Genomic DNA, 19,441 nt, shown 5'->3' on the forward strand with positions numbered 1-19,441 from the left:
CCGGAGTATCCGGTGGAGCGCCGGGGTTTCATGCTGGCGGACGCGGCTCCGGTGGTCGTGCTCGACGAGGCGGCTCTCGCTCAGGATCTGTCCGTGTTCTCGGACGGGGACTTGGGTGTGAGGGCGGGTTTGGGGTCTTCGGCCTATGTGATCTACACGTCGGGATCCACCGGGGTTCCCAAGGGTGTGGTGGTCTCGCATCGGGGTGTGGCGAGTCTGGCGCACAGTCAGGCGGAGCGGCTCGGGGTGAGTGCCGCGAGCCGGGTGCTGCAGTTCGCGTCGCCGAGTTTCGACGCGGCGGTGTGGGAGCTGGTGATGGCCTTCTCCAACGGCGCCACACTCGTCGTGCCTGATGGGAAGGGCCTGATGGGCGATGCTCTCGGGGATTTGCTGGCCACCAAGGGTGTGACGCACGCGCTTATTCCACCATCGGTGGTGGCAACAATTCCGATGAGTGGTGCTGAGAAGCTCACTGCTTTTGAATGCCTCATACTTGGCGCCGAGGCGGTGGCGCCCGAATTGGCGAAGCAATGGTCGGTGGCGTCCCGACGCGTGGTGAACGCCTACGGACCGACCGAGTCCACCGTGTGCGTGACGATGAGCGAGGGGGCTTCGGGCGGTACGTTCCCGATCGGTACTGCGGTGGCGAATACACGGGTGTTCGTGTTGGATGCGACGCTGGAACCGGTTCCGGTGGGTGTCGTCGGTGAACTGTACGTGTCGGGAGCGGGCCTGGCGCGAGGCTATGCGGGCCGTGCCGCCCTGACGGCGGAGCGGTTTGTCGCCTGTCCGTTCGTGGCGGGTGAGCGCATGTACCGCACCGGTGACCTGGTTCGGTGGCGCGGTGACGGGCAGCTGGAGTTCGTCGGGCGCGCCGACGAGCAGGTGAAGTTGCGCGGTTTCCGTGTGGAGCCCGGCGAGGTGGAAGCGCTCCTGACCGCCGAGGCGGGGGTGCGCCAAGCGGCTGTGGTGGTGCGTGAGGACGAGCCTGGCGATCAGCGCCTGGTGGCCTACATCGTCCCCGACCTGGAGGCAGCCGCAGCAGCGGACACCGAAGCCACCGGTGACACACAGGTCAGGCAGGTGGAGGAGTGGCGGGAGATCTACGACTCCGTCTATGCCGGAGCCGGGCCGAGGGTTGCTGGGGCTGTCTTCGGTGAGGACTTTTCCGGGTGGGACAGTTCTTACACCGGTGAGCCGATCCCGTTGGAGGAGATGCGGGCCTGGCGGGACGCGGTGGTGGAGCGCGTCCGTGCGCTGGGTGCGGAACGTGTACTCGAAATCGGTGTGGGGTCGGGCCTGCTGATGGCCCACCTGGCCCCGTATGTTCAGGAGTACTGGGGTACCGACCTTTCCGGCGCGGTGATCGAGCGGCTCCGCGGCGAAGTCGAGGACGTCGGTCTTGGCGGCCGGGTCCATCTGCGCTGCCGGCCTGCCGACACCTTTGACGGGCTACCTGCCGGCCGCTTCGACACGGTGCTGATCAACTCGGTCATCCAGTACTTCCCCGACCGCGCCTATCTCACCCGGGTCATTGACCAGGCCCTGGACCTGCTCGCTCCAGGCGGCCGCGTCATCATCGGTGACGTCCGTAACGGCAGGACGCTTCGAGCTCTGCACGCGGCCGTCCACCGGCACCGCGGCACAGCGACCCCCACCATCGTCGACCGCGCCGTCATGCTCGAAAAGGAACTCGTCGTCAGCCCCGAGTACTTCAGCCACCTCGCCGAACACGACGAACGCGTCACAGCGGTCGACATCCAGCTCAAACATGGTGCGCACCACAACGAGCTCACCCGCCACCGCTACGAAGTCGTCCTCCACAAGGACACCCCCCACGCTATCGATCTCGCGAACGCGGACCATGTCCCGTGGAGCCCGGACACGGACCTCACCGAGCTCCTGACCGACACGCGATCCCCGGTACGTCTGACAGGCATCCCCAACGCACGCCTGATGACCGATATCGCCGCGGAGCGTCAACTCGACGGACTCGACGGACCGGCGCCGGCGGTGGGCGTCGACCCGAACGAGCTGGTGGCACACGGAGCCGACCTCGGCCTGCGAATGGTGGCTACCTGGTCACCCCAGGCCGTGGAACTCTTCGACGCCGTCATCCTTCCCACGACCACCAGAACCGCACCCCTTTCCGGCGTTTACGCGCACCGCACCACCAGCAGCAGCTCCCACACCAACACCCCAGCCGCTGCCCGCGGTATCGGCACGGTGGTCAAAGCAGCCCGTGAATACCTCACCCACCACCTGCCCGACTACATGGTCCCCTCCGCCATCATGGCCCTCCACCGGCTGCCACTGACACCCAACGCGAAACTCGACCGCAAGGCACTCCCCAAACCCGACCACCTGCCCACCACGAAGACCCGTCACCCCCGCACCCCCCAAGAACAAACCCTCGCCGCACTCTTCGCCGAAATACTCGGCATCGACCAAGTCGGCATCGACGACAACTTCTTCGACCTCGGCGGACACTCCCTCCTCGCCACCCGGCTCACCAGCCGCATCCGCGGCGAACTGGCGGTGGAAGTGCCCATCGGTAAGGTGTTCGAGTTCCCGACCGTGGCGGGGCTGGCCGACCACATGGCCACTGCGTCCAATGAGCCGACGGAAATGCGTCCGGCGTTGCGTCGTATGGCGCGGCCGAACGGCAAGAGGTCCTAGATCCTGGCGAGGGAGCCACTCCCACCAGGCAGTTGTCCATACGCGAATACGAATGAGGAAGAGTTATGACGAATCCTTTTGAGAACCCCGAGGGCGTCTACGTCGTACTGGTCAACGGCGAGGGGCAGCACTCGCTGTGGCCCGAGTTCGTCGAAGTGCCGAACGGTTGGCGTGTGGTGAAGACCGCGGACAATCGAGCCGCATGCCTCGCGTACGTGGAAGAGAACTGGACGGACATGCGGCCGACCAGCCTGGTGAAGGCCATGGCCGCCGCCGAGGACTGAGGAACACCCTGTCAGATATTTATTTCCCAAGGGGCTCTCGGCAGAGAGCCCCTTGGTTGCCCTGCACTGAAGGTACGGAGAAGATGGGTACACCCACAGCATTCCACGCACATGCATCAAGTGAGTCCGGGGTTGTCTTCAGAATTCCGCGATGGCGTTCCGATGATTGTCATGACGGTGCGGACACGACGACCGATTACGCATGCTCAATCCCCACCGAAACGACTGCACAACTTCGTGCCCTCGCCGACCGCCTGGACGTACCGATCGACTCCCTGCTGTTGGCGGCCCACGCGAAGGTGCTCGCCCTCCTCACAGGCGAGCGGTCCCTTCTGACGGGGTACGTCGCCCCCGGCAGCGGCGACGGCCCCGCCCCGTGTGCACTGCAAGTCGGTGACGGAGCTTGGTCGGCGCTGGCGCTGCATGCCCAGCGCGCGGCAAGGGGGGCGACGCTGTCGGAGGCAACAGCCACCGTCCTTGCGGCAGAGCCCACTTACGAGGTCGTTCTCGACCTCTCCGGCCTGGCCGGGCACACCACGGCCGCCTCGCACCGCCAGGCCGGTGCCGAGCAGCCGGCCCAGCCGATGCTCTCGGAAACCGTCGTGCTCCGCATCAGCTTCGTGGGGGTGCCGGACGGGATGCGGTTGTGCGTGCGGGGCCGGGGCGACGTCCTGGACATCGCCTACGCACGACGGATCGCCGGTTATCTGCTCACCTCCCTGAAGTGCATGGCCGCAGACGGCTCGGCCGAGCATCAGCACCAGAGCCTCCTCTCCTCCGAGGAACTGGCCCAGCAACTCGACGGAATGGCCGGGCCGCACCGTGATCTCCCGGATCGCCGGATGCACGAGCTGTTCGAGGAGAAGGTGCGTGAGCACCCCCACAGAATCGCCGCTGTGCATGACGGCACGGAATGGACGTACGACAAGCTGAACCAGCGTGCGAACCGCATCGCCCACGCGTTGCTCGCCCGTGGCCTGGCGGCCGAGGACGTGGTGGCCGTGGTCACCGAGAGAAACCTCGAATGGATGGCCGCGGTACTCGCCGTCTTCAAGGCCGGTGGTGTCTACCTGCCGGTGGAACCCCACTTCCCCGACCAGCGCATCGCGGCCATGCTCACCCGCAGCAACTGCCGCTTCGTGCTCACCGAGTTCGGTTCGGCCTCCCGGTTGCCCGAGCCGTCCTCGTCGCCCGAGCCGCACCGGCTCCTGATCGCTGACCTGCTCGCGGAGGGCGGGGAGGGCGATGCCGCGCCGGCGTATCAGGAGAGCAACCCCGACGTTCCCGTCGGCGCGGGCCAGCTCGCTTACATCTACTTCACCTCCGGTTCGACGGGAGAACCGAAGGGCGCGATGTGTGAGCACGCGGGCATGCTCAACCATCTGCTCGCCAAGATCGAGGACTTGGAGCTGGGGCCCGGCCAGACGGTGGCCCAGACCGCGCCCCAGTGTTTCGACATCTCGCTCTGGCAGTTGGTCAGCGGGCTGTTGGTGGGTGCACGGACACTCATCATCGGGCAGAAGGAGATCCTGGACGTCCGCCGATACATCGACACGGTCGTCGAGGGCGGCGTCGAGGTGCTCCAAGTCGTCCCGTCGTACCTGGAGGTGATCCTTACTCACCTCGAGGAGCAGCCGCGCGACCTGGGACGGCTGCGTGTCGTCTCCGCGACCGGAGAAGCGCTCAAGAAGGAACTGGTCGAACGCTGGTTCACCGCCTTCCCCGGCATCAAGCTGATGAACGCCTATGGCCTGACCGAGACCTCGGACGACACCAATCATGAGGTCATGGACCGCGTTCCGGACCTCGAGCGCATCCCCCTCGGTTCGGTCATCAGAAACGTCCATGTGTACGTGGTCGACGAGCAGCTCCAACCGGTCCCACTCGGTGCTCCTGGAGAGATCGTCTTCTCCGGGGTGTGTGTGGGCCGGGGCTACATCAACGATCCGGAACGGACCGCTGCCGCCTTCGGGACAGATCCCCACCGTCCCGGCCGGCGGCTCTACCGCTCCGGCGACATCGGCAGGTGGCTGCCGCAAGGCACCCTCGAATTCCTCGGCAGGCGGGACGCACAGACGAAGATCAGAGGGTTCCGGATCGAGATCGGTGAGATCGAGAACCATCTGCTTCGCGTACCCGGAGTACGGGACTCCTGCGTCGTCGTGCTGGAGGGCCCCGACGGCGAGAAGCACCTCGTCGCCTTCTATGCCGGGGAGGCCGCGTTGGACCCTGCCGGCCTACGCGAGTTCCTGGGCGACGCGCTCCCCCCGTATATGGTCCCCCGGGTCTTCCACCACCGGTCTGCTCTGCCGCTGACCGGAAACGGAAAGATCGACAAGAAGGCCCTCGTCCGCGACGCCGGTGAAACAGCCGTCACTGGTCCCACCGCTCCGTCCGGGACCGCCGATGGCATGCCGCGGACAGCTACGGAAAAGCACCTCGCCGCACTGTGGGCTCAGGTATTGGGCCTCCCGATCGGCGAGATGACCCGGAACCGGCACTTCTTCGACGCCGGAGGCACGTCACTGTCGGCCGTGCGCCTCGGTGCCGCCACCGGTGGGTCGCTGGCACTCGCCGAAATCGTCAGGCACCCGGTGCTGGCCGAGCTGGCCGAGGCCATGGACCAGAAGTCTCAGCAGGGGGCGGAGGACGGGGGAACGACGCAGTCCCACACGTCGAGGGCTTTCGTGCCGGCGGCGCCCGGCACGGTGGCGGCACACGGCGCGGAACGCCACGCGTCCGATGAACTCGGCCTTGAGCTGAATCCGGGCAAGCCGCCGATCCTCCGCATCACGGAGGCCATGGCAGGGAACCGGCTCCGGGCATGGACCGACGAACACCGCAGCGCGCTGGAAGCAGCGTTGCTGACCCATGGAGCCGTCCTGATACGCGGTCTTGGCGTGCACGACGCGGGCGTCCTCGCTCAGGTCGCCGAGTCGATGTCCGGGGCGATCGTGCCGGAGGTGGAGGCGTTCGCCCGTCGGCGTCCGCTCGGTGGGCCGGTGGTTTCGTCTCTGGAGTGGCCGCCCGACCAGGCGATGTGCATGCATCACGAGCTGAGCTACGGGCTTGAGTTTCCCCGGCTGCTCACGATCGGCTGCTTCACTCCGCCGGCGGACGGCGGGATCACCGGGCTCGCGGACGCGCAGGCCGTCCTCTCCGCTATGCCCCGAGCCATCGTCGAACGCTTCACCGAACTGGGCTGGTCACTCACCCGCTCGTACAACGACCTGGTGGGCGTCCCGTGGCCGGAGTCACTGGGCGCCGCAGACCGTGCCGCGGCGGAGGCGTACTGCCGGGCGAACGCGACCGATTTCGCATGGCAGGAGGACGGAGGGCTCCGGACCGTCCAGCGCCGCTCCGCGGTCATCACACACCCCTTGACCGGGCGCCGAGTCTGGTTCAACCAGATCGCGTTCCTCAATGAGTGGACCATGGAGCCGGCGATCCGCGATTACCTCGTCGCGCAGTTCGGGTCGGACGGACTGCCGTTCAACACGAGCTACGGCGACGGCTCTCCCATCGACGCGGACACCGTGCGGGCCATCAACGAGGTGTACGAGAAGGCCACTCTGCGCGAGCCCTGGCACGCGGGCGACGTCCTGCTGGTCGACAACATCCGCATGGCCCACAGCCGAGAGCCGTACTCGGGACGGCGTGAGATCGGCATGGTCCTCGGCACCCCGGTCAGGCTGACCGACTGCTCGCCCACTCTCTGAACGGAGCCCCTTCGGCATGAACGCGCAAATCCCCCCTTTCTCCGTCGTCACCGGTGCCCAGGTCCACCGAGCCGTGGCCGGGCAGGAACGGCAGATCATCTCGTTGATCGAAGACGCATACCGGATCCACGGTGAGGGCGACTCGGTCAACCCGCCCTCGTACTTCCTTCGCTTCCCCGACCGGCCCTCGTCGAGGATCATCGCGCTGCCCGCCTCGGTCGGCGGGAAGACCCAGGTCGACGGCATGAAGTGGATATCCAGCTTCCCGGAGAACGTCCAGGCAGGCATCCCCCGAGCCTCCGCCGTACTGATCCTCAACGACCCCCGGACCGGCTATCCGATCGCCTGCATGGAGAGCTCCATCATCAGCGCCACACGCACGGCGGCCTCCGCCGCGCTGGCGGCCGACTGGCTCACCCGAGAACGCCGCCAGGGGCGCCCGCGTCGCGTCGGCTTCTTCGGCACGGGGCTCATCGCGAGGTACATCCACACCTATCTGCAGGGCGCGGGGTGGGAGTTCGATGAGCTGGGCGTCCACGATGTGGACCCGGAGAGCGCGGAGGCGTTCCGTACATACGTCGAGCGCAGCGGGGACGGCGCTCGGGTCACCGTGCACGACACCGCCGAACGGCTGATCCGCTCGAGCGACCTGACGGTGTTCGCCACGGTCGCCGGGGAACCACACGTCACCGAGCCGGGATGGTTCTCGCACAACCCGATCGTGCTCCACGTCTCGTTACGGGACCTCTCACCGGAGATCGTGCTCTCCTCCGCCAACGTCGTGGACGACGTGGAGCACTGCCTCAAGGCGAACACTTCGGTGCATCTGGCCGAGCAGTCGGTGGGGCACCGGTCCTTCATCGACGGCACCCTCTTCGATCTGATGTCCGGCCGGTTTCCTCTTGCCGGGGACCGCCCGGTCGTCTTCTCGCCCTTCGGGCTGGGCGTGCTCGACCTGGCGGTGGGCAAGCACATCCACGACCAGCTCAGGGAACGCGGCGAACTCACGGTCGTGCCCGACTTCTTCCACGACATCGACCGTTACGGGCGGCAGAGCGTGGGCGGCGAACGTGCGTGAGGAGAGGGGACAGTCGTGCCCGTGATCACTTCGCCCCAGGAATTCAATGCGGACGACCTCTATGTCGACCTGCGTCCGGCGCTCGGCAGTCGGCTGTATCTGAAGTGCGAAGGGTTCAACTTCGCCGGTTCCATCAAGCTCAAGGCCGCAGCAGCCATGGTCGAACAGGCCGAGGAATCGGGCGTGCTCGGTCCGGACTCCATTCTCGTGGAGTCCTCCTCGGGGAATCTCGGTGTGGCCTTGAGCCTGATCGCCGCCGACAAGGGATACCGGTTCCTGTGCGTGACGGACAGCCGCTGCAACCTCACTACCCGGCAGATGATGCGGGCACTGGGCGCCGAGGTCGTCACGGTGGAACAGCCCTACACCGGGACGGGATTCCTCGCCGCACGCCTTGAGCATGTCCGCGGGCTGTGCGCGTCCGACACCCGTTACGTATGGCTGAACCAGTACACGAACGCGTTCAACTGGATCGCCCACCAGCGCACCACGGCACCGGCCATCGACCGCCAATTCCCCGACCTGGACGTCCTGTTCGTGGGTGCCGGCACCACGGGCACCCTGATGGGGTGCGCCCGGTACTTCAAGGAATCCGGACGCCCGGTGACCGTCGTGGCCGTAGACACGGTCGGTTCGGTGACCTTCGGCGGTCCCGCCCGGACGCGGATGATCCCGGGACTGGGCGCGGGGGTGCGGCCGGCGCTGCTGGACCTCTCCTACGTCGACGACGTGGTGATGGTGCCCGAGACCGAGACGGTGCGCACCTGCCATCGGCTCGCCTCGACGGGATTCCTCTTCGGTGGATCGACCGGCACAGTCGTGGCAGGGGCGGAGCGCTGGCTTGCCGCGCACCGCCCGGACTCGGAGACCACCGCCGTGGCGATCTCTCCGGACCTCGGTGAGCGCTATCTGGACACCCTCTATCAGGGTTCATGGATCAAGGAGACCTACGGCGACGCGATGACGGCCTCCTCGGTTGACGCGGACTTGAACCCGATCGGAGGCCGACCGTGACCGAACGGCTCGCCCTGACCTCCGCGCAGACCGGGGTGTGGGTCGCTCAGCAACTGAACTCCGCCGACAGGTCCTTCGCGTTCGCGGAGTACTGCGAGATCGCCGGCGCCATCGACCCTGTCCTCTTGGAGCAGGCGATCCACCAGGTGGTGGCCGCCACCCCTGCTCTTCGGGCCCGGTTCGACATCGGTGACGAGGGGCTGTGCCAGGTCATCGACGAGGCGATGGAGATTCCGGTGCACGTGCTCGACGTGAGCGACACCCCGGACCCCCGGGCCGCGGCGGAAGACTGGATCGCCGGGGACCTGGCAACGGAGTACGACCTGGCCAAGGGCCCTCTCGCGTCCTGCGCACTGATCAAGATCGCCCCTGATCTCTGGTTCTGGTACCGCTCCACGCATCACATCGTCGTGGACGGATTCGCACACGCTCTGTTTGCCTCACGCGTCGCCGCCGTCTATACGGCACTGGTGACCGGGACGCAGTATCGGTCGCATTTCCCGGCCGACCTGCGAAGGGTCGTCGAGGCGGACAAGGACTACCAGGAGTCCGACGCGTTTCGCGACGACGGCGAGTTCTGGCGGGCGAGGCTGGCGGGGCAGACCGGCTTCGCGAGCCTCACCACGTGGCGGCCTCCGCCGAGTGCCGAATCGTTCAGAGCGAACGGCCGTCTCGGACCCGAGGATGTCACCGCCCTCCGGTCCGTGGCCGGGCGCCTGGACGTCCCTTGGCCGGCGCTCGTCATCGTGGCGGTGGCCGTACAACTGCACCGGGCGAGCGGGGTAAGGCAACTCGCGCTCGGCCTGCCGGTGAGCAATCGCAGGGACCCCGTGCTTCGCGAGATCCCGTCGATGGTGACCAACACCGTGCCCCTGCGACTCACTTTGACCCCGGACGTGGACTTCGTGGCCTTGGCCCGGCAGGCCGCGGAAGGGATGACGGAGGCGCTGCGCCACCAGCGCTACCCGATGGAGAGGCTGGCCCGGGAACTGCCGGCGCTCGGAGACGGGCGACGGCAGTTCGGGCCGGACGTCAACATCATGTCCTTCGACTACTCGGGGGACTACGCGGGCGCCCCGGCCGTGGTCCGCAACCTGAACGCGGGACCGGTCGAGGATATGGCGTTCAACGTGTACAACCGCGGGCCCACCGAGGGAATGCCGGTAGCCATCGACGGCAACGTCGCGCTGTACACCAGGGAGGAACTGGCGAACCACGTGAGCGACTTCGTGGCGCTGATCCGATCGGTAGGGGAATGGGCCGAGAGCGGTCCAATCGCTCCATGAGCGGATCGCTCCTACGGGAATGGGCCGTGATACTTCGATTGCGGCCCGTCCCCGCACTCATTCTTGGCGACTGGTTCCGCGCAGTGTCCACGGAACACCGCAAGATGGGCACGCGCTCCGCCGTCCCCACCAGGGCTGACTGATTCTGGCCGCTTGAGTGGCTGGAGGGTGCAGGACCGGCAGCCACGGGGATACCAGCGGTCGGGCACGTCGTTGATGCTGTCGGGGCTTGAGGTCTACCGCGGTGTCGCCGTGCAGCTCGGCCGCGCACCATACGCAGTGTGCGCCGCGCAGCTGTGCCGCGGTGACCTCTGCCGGCGCAGGCAGGTCGAGCGAGGCCAGCGGTCCTGCCTGCGCCGCGGTGCTCATACCTGTGTCTCTGATTCCGGCCGGTAGCCGCCCGGGCCGAACGCGGCGGCGAGGAGCGTGGGATCGGTGAGCTGTCCAGTGCCGTCAGCGATCGGAGCAGCACACCGCTGAGCCTGCCACCGCAGCGGACATCGCATCCCAGCCGAAATGCCGCAGTGCGGCCACGGCCGCGGAGTCGCTCAGCGCCGGACGGTGAGGGCTGCCAGGCCGGCCGGTCCGCCGAAGGCGATTGCCGGATCGGTGGTGCTCGGCATGCCGCCGTCGGGCAGGGCGCAGAGGGGAGTGAGGGGCGCGCCGGCGACCACCCGCATGAGCTCTTCCCCGGTCCACGGGTTCCAGAGGCGCACGATGGTGTCGCTCGAGCGCCGGTGGCGAGGAGCGGCTGCGGCGAGGTGGGGGTAGGCGGCAGAAGGCCAATGGCGGAGACCGGGTCGTGGTGCCTCTCGGGTACGAGGTACGCCTCCGTCCGAGGAGCGTCCGGGGACCAGAGCCGGCCGCACCCGTCACTGCCGCCGGTGACCAGCAGGGAACTGCCGTCCTCCGCGGGGCAGACGGCGAGCGAAGAGACGGGTCCGAGCGGCCGGGCAGGCGCAGGTGCGACGGCGCACCGACGCGGCTGAACCCGACGGTACGGCCGCTGGAGAAGGCCACGAGGGGGCCCATCGCGGTCGGCAGAGCAGCGAGGGCGCTCGCGGCCGCGTCCTCGCGGACGGGCTCCCAGCGTTGCTCGCCTCTGGCGAGGTCATGGAAGCAGATGATTCCCGCGCTGGCGCCGCTGACCAGGACGACGTCGTCGGCACCGCGGAGGGAGAGCGTGGTGAGAGAGCGTATACTCGCCGCCTGCCAGCTCTGATGTACCGGAGGGACTGCCAGCCGCGCTGCTCGTCCCAGCGGCCGATCAGGCCGTTCTTCAGGCCGATGACGACGGACGCTGACCCGTCCTGCCAGACGTGGGTGGCCAGGGCGGTCAATGCGTCGCAGTCCCATTCGGCGGGGCAGGTCAGCTGCTGGGGACGCAGCCGCGTACGCCGCAGCTTCCCCCTCGCCGCCGACCGGATGCTGACGGCACCTGAACGGGCGGGCGTCAGCAGGCTGGGGCCGTCGTCCGATCCGGGAAACGGCTAGGAGGGAGTCGTCTCCAGACGCCCCCGGATCGACTTCGAGCGCCTTGACCGCTATGCCGGTGAGGTCACGGAACAGACCGAGGGCAGAGAGGTGCGGCACGTCCTCAGGGCCGCCGAGACGCCCCAGCAGGGCGATACCTGCGGTGACGGTGGGCGCGGTCGTACCGGTCCGGATCAGTCGCCGTCCCAGAGTGCGGGCCGCACCCAGCCGTTCGGCGGGCAGGGAGCAGCCCGGCGACGACGGAGTTGATCAGGTGCCTGTGGCGATCCTGAATGCCGAGTCGTTCGAAGCGGCGATGCAGGGTGGCAGGGTCGTCCGGGAGTGGGCTGAGTGCTTCCCGGATGGCACTCTCCACCTCTTCCCGAGAGGACGAACCCGCACTTGTCGCCGTCTTCTGGGGCAAGGAGTAGCCGCGCCAGGACGGGACTCCGCCTGGCGAATCCCGCAGCAGATGCAGGACGTGGTCGTACAGAGCAGTCGGGGGAGTGAGCGCGTGGCGCTCTTCCTGGTCGCTCACCGGGTGAGGTGAGACTCGATTCCGTAGATCATGTGCGCAGCTTGCCGGCCGATCGCGCAGCCTGTCGAAGGGATTTGTGAGGATCCACCCTGCGCTCGAAGGATTCCGCGGTGTTGCCACCAGGTACGGACAGGACCGCCACCTCCCACGAGGCAGCGGTCAGCCTCGCTGCATTCCCGCCCAAGGCGAAATCCGTCTGAGAACGGGCCCTAGCTTCTGCCGGCCGGCGGGTCCGCGTAGACGCCCTGAAGCATGCCGGTTGCCTGCCCCACTTCGATGAGGTAGCCGTCCGGGTCGCGCAGGTAGCACCGCAGTTCGGCCTTGCGATCGATGGGCGGCGTGAGGAATTCGGCCCCCTTCGCGCTCCACTCCCGGTGACATGCCTCGATGTCGGCCACGCGGAGGTTGAGAAAGCTGCTGACTGTGCTCGGGTCGGCGGGTGGGCGCAGGGTGACGTCTGGCTTGTCCGGAGTGGGGCCGCCGCCCGGGTTCATGATGATCCATCCATTGGCGAGCTTGATGGTGCAGGGATTCTCCTCGAGCACCACCTCACCACCGAGGACGTCGGTGTAGAAGGCGCGAGATCGGTCTACGTCGGCCACCGTGAGAAAGTGGGTGAGGAGAAGCCCGGAATCCGGCGCAGGAAAACCGTCACGGTGCATGCAAGGCCTCCAGATGAATCGGATGTTTCCTTCCATAGTGGACCGGCGGATGTCCGTGGATACGGAGGAACACGGCCGGGGGAGTCAGCCGCAGCGGTCAGCCTCGCGTCATCCCCGTTCTGGGCGAGATCCATCAGGCCGGGGACCGCCGGCGCGCCGCCCGAACGCCTTGCCGCAGCTCCTGGCGTCCAGCGGCTGTCAGCCACCACCGGACGGTCGGGAACGCTCCTATCGAGCAGACCGTCCAGCTCCTGGGCCAGGGCGAAAGCGCCTCCTCCTGTCATCACCGTTGCCCACAAGTACGCCATGAACGGCACCACTTCGGGCTTGTCCTTCTCCGCTGAGCCATCAGACACGGTTCCCCCTCATCCTGTGGTCACGGACGCAGCCGGGCGGACCGGGGTTGCCGGGCGCCCTGGTGTTGGCCAGGACCGAGCGGTCGCCGCCCGGATCGCTGATCGGGCGCCGCGTGGGCAGGGGGCTGCAACAGCGACTGGGTTGCGCATGACTGCGAATCAGTGAGCCGTGTCAGCCCGCCGAGGGGGTGAGGCTGGTGCGGTCGAACGGGCCGCCGTGCGCGGCGGCGTACGCGATGGCGTCGTTGACGGCATCGAGGCCGAACGACCGGACCCGTTCGGGGGCGAGATCGAGAGTGCCCGAGGCGAGGAGCCGGATGATGCCGACATTGGCTGTGCGCGGGTACATCCACTGCCCGCGCACGGTGATCGAGTTGCGCATGATCCATGGGTACGGGAGTGCGAAGTCGTCGCCACCGAGCATGCCGACGCCACCCATGAGGACAACGCGGCCGTACTCGCGCACGGTCATGGCCGCCGCGCGCGACGCCGAGCTCGGTGCGCTCGGCGGGAGCAGGTCGATCACCATGTCGATCGGGCCCTCGGCCGCCGCGGACATCGCCGCGCGGTCGGTGGCCTCGTCCCCGGTCAGCGGGATCGGCCGCAGGCGCGGACCGAACCGGTCCGTGAGGAGGTCGAGCGCGGCCTGGTTGCGGCCCGGGGCGATGACGCGGCCCGCTCCCATCGCGAGGGCGACCGCGACCGCGCTGCTGCCCAGGTTGCCGGTGGCCCCGCTGACGAGCAGCGTCTCGCCGGCTGCGAGCCCGCCTGCGAGCAGCCCGCCGTAGGGGATGGCGTGCACGGTGAGTGCGGCCCAGCGGGCCGGGTCGTCCCCTGCCGCGGAGGGCAGGGGGAAGACGTTCTCCGTCGGGACCCGCATGAGCTCGGCGAACGAACCGTCGTGCAGGTAGCGGGCGAGCCGTGCGCCGCCATCGCCGCGCGAGCTCCAGCCCTGGAGTGTGATGTCGGGCGTCACGGCGTCGTCCCGCGAGCGCACCGTCGAGTCGCACCAGACCAGGTCGCCGACGCGTAGGCGGGTGGCGTCCGGGCCCACGTGGATGATCCGCCCCACGCCGCCGACACCGGGTACGACAGGAGGGACCAGGGGGTAGTTCCGCTTGCCGCCGAAGACTTCGGCCGCGTAGGGCGCCACGCCGGCGGCGAGGACCTCGACCACCACCTCACCGCCTCCGGCCTCTGGGTCCGGTACCTCCCGCACCGTGAGAGGGGCGCCGAACCGCGTCAGAACCGCTGCTCGCACGTCATGACCTCCGTGTTCGTCCGTGCTCGTGGGATCGACACTAGGAGCTGGGTGGGCATGCGGGAAGCGATGATCTGGCATGTGTGGTATGCGTCTACCGCATGGACATCTCCAGCGCGGGACTGCGGGTTCTGCGGCAGATCGCCGAGTCGGGCAGCTTCACCGCGGCAGCCGCCCGACTCGGCTACACGCAGTCGGCCGTCTCACGCCAGGCCGCCGCCCTCGAACGCAGCGCCAACACCACCCTGTTCGAACGCCGCCCGGACGGAGTACGCCTCACCCCTTCCGGCTTGACCCTGCTGCGGCACGCCCACACGGTCCTGGCCTCTCTCGCGGCGGCCGAGCGGGAGCTCACCGGCACCGCCCCGCGAACCGAACTGGTGCGGCTGGGGGTGTTCCTGAGCGCGGGCGCGGCGATCCTGCCCGCTGCACTCGCACACCTCGCGGCGGCTGCCCCGCAGATCGCGGTCACCACCACCGAGGGCACCACGCCTACTCTGATCCGGGCGCTGCGCGCGGGCTCGCTCGACCTCGCCGTGCTGACGTCCCGCCCACCCCACCGGCCCTTCGACGGCGACTCACCGCGCCTGCACAGCGAGACCGTCGCCGACACCGAACTGGTCGTGGCGGTGCCGTCGACCGGAGAGTTCGCCGGACGCAGCACGGTGCACGTCGACGAGCTGCTCGACGCCGCGTGGATCGCCACCCCGTCATCGAGTTCCGAGCCGCTGCTCGGCGTCTGGCCCGGCCTGCCCGGACGGCCGCGCATCATCCACTCCGTGCGCGACTGGCTGACGAAGCTCCAACTGGTCGCCGGCGGCTTCGGGGTGACGACGGTGCCGTCCAGACTCGCACCGGTGCTGCCGCCCGGTGTGAGTCTGCTGCGCGTCGACGGCGCACCCCCGGAGATCCGCCGGGTGCTCGTGGCACGCCTCCCCGGCCACCCCGGCCCGGCGTTCACGGCCGTCACCCGAGCGATCACTTCAACCGCCTGAACCACCGCCAGGACCGCCCACGATCGCGTGCACCTCTGTCCTCGAGAAGTTGCCGCCGGCGCGCAACGGGTCGGTCGAGCGGTGTTCGAAGGACCGTAGCCAGGCTGAAAGCCTCACGACGAGAGCAGGTGATCACTCCGCTGTCGGCAGGGTCGGGTGGTCGGTGGGGTAGATGCCGATCGCGAACCCGTACATGGTTTCACCGGACCTCGGCATCCTGTCGAACTCATCGACCAATGCGGCCATTCGGTCCCAGAACCGGGAGGCCTGATCCTCCGAGATGCGCGCATGCCGGATGAAGCCCCAGAGCTTTCCCTGCTCGAACGCCTTCGAGGACTCGCGTGCAGCCACCTCGAAGTCGTTGAAGTCACCCGGCATCTCTTCGCCGGCGGGTGAGGGCTCGGCTGCCACGTGGAACATGCGCGCGGTGCGTCCGTAGAAGCGCTCCTCGATCGCCCGAACCCTGCGCGTGCGCACCACCTTGAGAAGGCCGTTGCGGGTGAGCACGTCCACGTGGTGCGCAACGGTGCTCTTGGGGCGCTCTACGGCGGCCGCGAGCTCGGTGACGGTCGCGGCCCGCTCATGGAGCAGCTGCAGGATCGTGGTGCGGAGCGGGTGGCCGATGGCCTTCACCTGTGCCGGCCTGGTCAGTGCCATCCGATCGGCCAGCTCGTAGTCCGGGGGGTTGTCCGCCACGACGCAACAGTCTAGCATCGCCGAACGTTCCAAAATAGTCGAACATTGAGCCGGGGAAGCCGCTGACATGGCCGAAGTGCTGCTGTACCACCACATCCAGGGCCTGACCGACGGCGTGCGGGCCTTCGCCGACGACCTGCGACAGGCCGGGCACACCGTGCACACGCCCGACCTCTTCGACGGCCGCACGTTCGCCAGCATCGAGGAGGGGTTCGGATTCGCGCGTGACAAGGGTCTTGACGCGATCCGGGAGCGCGGCGTGGCAGCGGCCGACGACCTCGGCCCCGAGCTCGTCTACGCCGGATTCTCCTTCGGCGTGACGATCGCCCAGGGGCTCGCGCAGACCCGGCCCGGGGCCCGCGGGGCTCTGCTCATCGACTCCTGCCTCCCGGTCACGGAGTTCGGGGACGTGTGGCCGGTTGGCGTGCCGGTGCAGATCCACGGCAAGGAAGGCGACGAGTTCTTCGACGAGGACATGCCGGCCGCACGCGACCTCGCCGGCGCCACGGAGGCGGCCGAGCTGTTCGTCTACCCCGGCGACCAGCACCTCTTCGCCGACTCCTCGCTTGACGCGTACGACCCCGAGGCGTCCCGACTGCTCATGGAGCGGGTGCGGGCGTTCCTCGCCTCCGTCTGACCGACGCGGGCGAACTACGGCGCGTTCAAGCGTTTGGCTGCGGCCGGACCTTCCGGACACATCCCTCTGGGCTCCTCGACTGGGGTAGGTACGGGGTGGAGTGTCTCAAGGGCAGTGCTCAATCGACGCTCATTGGCCTGGCTACCGGCGTGACGGAGACCGGTGTGAGGGCTGTGGCCGCATTCGGCGAGGGGGGCGCCCAGAACGTGGCGGTGGAGGAACCGGGCTTGATGGTCTCATCGGACCATCAAGGGCCGCGGCCACCTCTGCAGACACCTCCGAGCGGCCGCGCTACCCCCTACTGATCCGCACGGACCGCCGCAGCAGTTGGGCTGCATCTGCACGGCCTTGATGCATTGCGCGGGGGGCACGCCCGGCGAGCGCCACAGGGGGACCGAGCAGTCGACACAACCTCGGAACAGGTGTTGCCCTCACCGTTGAAACAATCTGGATCACCGACCCCAGGGCCCACGAGGCTGCGTAGCGTCCACACCCCTACGCTGGGACAACGTCCCCTCCTTGGGAGGGGACGCTTCGCTGTTCCTACGGGCAGTCCTCCCCGAACTTGACCGCGTCCAGGCTGACCGGCTGCCCGTTCAGCTTCACCCCCGCGGCCGGCTTCTGCGTGCACACCTGCCAGTTCGACTCCATCAGCACCCACCGGCTTGCGCCCGTAGCGTCAGTCACGGTGATCGACATGCCGCTGTCGAGGGCCTGCCGGGCAGCCTTCACGCTCTTGCCGTGGAAGTTCGGCATCCTCCCGCCGACTCTCGAGGGCGCGGTCTCATCGTGGGCCGGGCAGGTCTCAGCGAGCTTGACCGCGCCGAAGTCGAGCTTCGTCGTCGTGGCCGCGACCTTCCCCGCCTTGACGCTCTGCGAACAGACCTTCCAGTCCCGGTCGAAGACCTGCATGCGAGCCCGGCCCAGTGAGTCGTGGCTCTTGAGGATGTAGAATCCCTGCTCCTGGGCGGTGTCCTGTGCGGACTGAAGGCCCATGCCGACAAAGTTCGGCACGGACTTGGATTCCCTGGCCGGTTTGTCATCCTTCGTCGGCTCGACACTCGTGCTCTCGACCGGCGGGGCACTGCCGCTCGGCTTGGCTGTGTCCGTCGGCTGACAGGCGACGGCCCCCGCGCTCACTGCGCAGAGCAGGACAGCGCTGATGATGTGGATACGCATGGATCCCCCCATGATGGTGCGGCTACAGGCGGAACACGCTAAACCACATGTGGTTGTCCAGTGAATCTTGTTGCCGTGCTGTGATCAGACCGCCACCCGCCTGGCCGCGGTGCGCGCCCAGCCCCGCGGCGCCCAAGCCGACCGAACCGGGTGGTCCGCAGCCGCCCGGCATCACATCGCCGACCGGTTGACGAGCAAGCTCCAAAGGGGGAGCGCGGATGCTGCTCCTACTCGTGAACAGGGTCAGGCTCTGGGTGACAGCTCGTAGGAGTGTCCGACTCTCGTGGCGGGTGGCTGGTTGTTTTCCCGCCCCGGCCGGGGCAACGATCCGACCGGTTCGGCAGTCGTAGGGAGTGACACGCATCGGTCTCCTGCGCTCGCCACCAACTGCCTGCGTGTGCGGTGGTTGGCAGCAAGGCCTGTCATCCCTGGGAGGACTTATGAGCCGTTTCGCCGCACCGCCGAGCGACAGACAAAACGGCGGGCGTGACATCGTCCCGCTGATCGCCGCCGCACGTGCCACACCGCGCAAGCCCGTCGGCCGCGTCACAAGCCGGGGTGTCGTGGTGGGGGCCGTCGCCGTTCTGCTGGCGGGAGTGGGCGCCTCGGCCGATGCCGCGCCCAGCGACCCGGTGGTCAGCGGTGCCACCGTCAACTCCGGACATGACGTCATCGTAGGCATAACGCACAACGTTCAATTCCCGGTCACGGTCACCGGATCGGATGACCCCGGTCTGTATTTCGCCGATGTGGATCTGAAGGGGCCGCACGGCGGTTTCTACACCACCGATGCGTTCTGCGAGACCGCGACGGCATGCACGACGGTGTTCACCGTCAACGCCCACCCGGCTCCGAGCAGCGACGACCCAGTGGACCTGGCCAACGCCAACGCGGGAACATGGTCGGTCGACGCCTTGGTCGACATCAATAGCGGCGAGTCCGTCTTCGCCCCCGGCGTGGGGTCGTTCGGCCTCAAGCGTGCCGCGCGGCTCACAGTCAACGCCTCACCGGAACCGGTGGCCAAGGGCGCTCGTATCACCGTGACCGGCAAGCTCGTGAGGGCCAACTGGGACACCTACCGGTATGCGGGATACGCGGGCCAGGCCGTGAAACTGCAATTCCGTCCAAAGGGCAGCAGCACCTACACCACGGTGGCCACGGTGAACACCAGCAGCACCGGAACCCTTCGCACCACAGTCAAGGCATCGAGGGACGGCTACTGGCGGTGGAACTTCACCGGCACCCACACCACCGGCCCGGCCAAGGCCACCGGCGACTACGTCGATGTGCGTCCCTAGAACGCTGATCTCGGTGCAGCAACCCTCGTCGGCACGGCGGTGGTGACGCTGCTGCAGGTGTTGCTGAGCCTTAACCGATCGAGACGTGGCACATGCCCGGTCCCTGGCGATCGTCGAGAAGCAGTTCCAGCTCACCTTTCCGCGTGAAGAGGTGCTGCACGGGACGCTCCCCGCCGCTTTGATCAGAGGACAGCCTGTCGTCTAGAAGTATGGACCGTTTCCTGGTCGCCTGCCATGACGTCACGGGACTGCTGGATGCCGACGTGCCGAGGCCGGCCTACTTGAA

14 protein-coding genes are annotated in these 19,441 nt (G+C 68.0%); 9 read left to right on the plus strand and 5 right to left on the minus strand.

Going from position 1 to position 19,441, the window contains the following annotated elements:
- The 6 genes from ABZ478_RS36995 to ABZ478_RS37020 all read left to right on the plus strand — a co-directional run.
- Nucleotides 1–2,679, plus strand: a 2,679-nt coding sequence (locus ABZ478_RS36995; RefSeq protein WP_359556821.1) for an amino acid adenylation domain-containing protein, incomplete at its 5' end; no start/stop codon positions are given.
- 65 nt (nucleotides 2,680–2,744) lie between these two features.
- On the plus strand, nucleotides 2,745–2,963 hold the full coding sequence (locus ABZ478_RS37000) for an MbtH family protein (protein WP_359556823.1): 219 nt from the start codon (nucleotides 2,745–2,747) through the stop codon (nucleotides 2,961–2,963).
- An 83-nt stretch (nucleotides 2,964–3,046) separates the two neighbouring features.
- Nucleotides 3,047–6,682 carry an amino acid adenylation domain-containing protein gene (locus tag ABZ478_RS37005; protein ID WP_359556826.1) on the plus strand — a complete coding sequence of 1,212 codons (3,636 nt, stop codon included), beginning with the start codon at nucleotides 3,047–3,049 and terminating at the stop codon, nucleotides 6,680–6,682.
- 16 nt (nucleotides 6,683–6,698) lie between these two features.
- Nucleotides 6,699–7,760 (plus strand): 2,3-diaminopropionate biosynthesis protein SbnB, encoded by a 1,062-nt coding sequence (gene sbnB, locus ABZ478_RS37010; RefSeq protein WP_359556828.1) that lies wholly within the window; start codon nucleotides 6,699–6,701, stop codon nucleotides 7,758–7,760.
- Between the two features lie 15 nt (nucleotides 7,761–7,775).
- Entirely contained in the window at nucleotides 7,776–8,774 is a 999-nt protein-coding gene (gene sbnA, locus ABZ478_RS37015; protein WP_359556831.1) for a 2,3-diaminopropionate biosynthesis protein SbnA, read from the plus strand.
- Nucleotides 8,775–8,809: 35 nt separating this feature from the next.
- Nucleotides 8,810–10,060: a condensation domain-containing protein gene (locus tag ABZ478_RS37020; protein ID WP_359556905.1), complete on the plus strand. Its 1,251-nt coding sequence runs from the start codon at nucleotides 8,810–8,812 to the stop codon at nucleotides 10,058–10,060.
- 548 nt (nucleotides 10,061–10,608) lie between these two features.
- Here the strand turns inward: ABZ478_RS37020 and ABZ478_RS37025 are convergent.
- The 3 genes from ABZ478_RS37025 to ABZ478_RS37035 form a co-directional block, all read right to left on the minus strand.
- The gene (locus ABZ478_RS37025) at nucleotides 10,609–10,776 is read right to left on the minus strand and encodes a hypothetical protein (protein WP_359556833.1); all 168 of its coding nucleotides are present in this window, start codon (nucleotides 10,774–10,776) and stop codon (nucleotides 10,609–10,611) included.
- A 1,504-nt stretch (nucleotides 10,777–12,280) separates the two neighbouring features.
- Nucleotides 12,281–12,733 carry a VOC family protein gene (locus ABZ478_RS37030; protein WP_359556835.1) on the minus strand — a complete coding sequence of 151 codons (453 nt, stop codon included), beginning with the start codon at nucleotides 12,731–12,733 and terminating at the stop codon, nucleotides 12,281–12,283.
- Nucleotides 12,734–13,261: 528 nt separating this feature from the next.
- A complete protein-coding gene (locus ABZ478_RS37035; protein WP_359556838.1) occupies nucleotides 13,262–14,350 on the minus strand; it encodes a zinc-binding alcohol dehydrogenase family protein in 1,089 nt (362 codons plus the stop codon).
- A 101-nt stretch (nucleotides 14,351–14,451) separates the two neighbouring features.
- Here ABZ478_RS37035 and ABZ478_RS37040 point away from each other — a divergent pair, with 101 nt between their 5' ends.
- On the plus strand, nucleotides 14,452–15,345 hold the full coding sequence (locus tag ABZ478_RS37040; protein ID WP_359556840.1) for a LysR family transcriptional regulator: 894 nt from the start codon (nucleotides 14,452–14,454) through the stop codon (nucleotides 15,343–15,345).
- 132 nt (nucleotides 15,346–15,477) lie between these two features.
- Here the strand turns inward: ABZ478_RS37040 and ABZ478_RS37045 are convergent, their stop codons facing one another.
- Nucleotides 15,478–16,041, minus strand: coding sequence for a winged helix-turn-helix domain-containing protein (locus ABZ478_RS37045; protein WP_359556843.1), 564 nt, complete (start codon nucleotides 16,039–16,041; stop codon nucleotides 15,478–15,480).
- 67 nt (nucleotides 16,042–16,108) lie between these two features.
- Here ABZ478_RS37045 and ABZ478_RS37050 point away from each other — a divergent pair, with 67 nt between their 5' ends.
- Nucleotides 16,109–16,678 (plus strand): dienelactone hydrolase family protein, encoded by a 570-nt coding sequence (locus tag ABZ478_RS37050; protein WP_359556845.1) that lies wholly within the window; start codon nucleotides 16,109–16,111, stop codon nucleotides 16,676–16,678.
- Between the two features lie 543 nt (nucleotides 16,679–17,221).
- Here the strand turns inward: ABZ478_RS37050 and ABZ478_RS37055 are convergent.
- On the minus strand, nucleotides 17,222–17,857 hold the full coding sequence (locus ABZ478_RS37055) for a hypothetical protein (protein WP_359556848.1): 636 nt from the start codon (nucleotides 17,855–17,857) through the stop codon (nucleotides 17,222–17,224).
- Between the two features lie 440 nt (nucleotides 17,858–18,297).
- Between ABZ478_RS37055 and ABZ478_RS37060 the strand changes: the two genes are divergently transcribed.
- On the plus strand, nucleotides 18,298–19,155 hold the full coding sequence (locus ABZ478_RS37060) for a calcium-binding protein (protein ID WP_359556849.1): 858 nt from the start codon (nucleotides 18,298–18,300) through the stop codon (nucleotides 19,153–19,155).
- Nucleotides 19,156–19,441: the final 286 nt, after the last annotated feature.

Source organism: Streptomyces sp. NPDC005706, assembly GCF_040631045.1.
GTDB lineage: Bacteria > Actinomycetota > Actinomycetes > Streptomycetales > Streptomycetaceae > Streptomyces.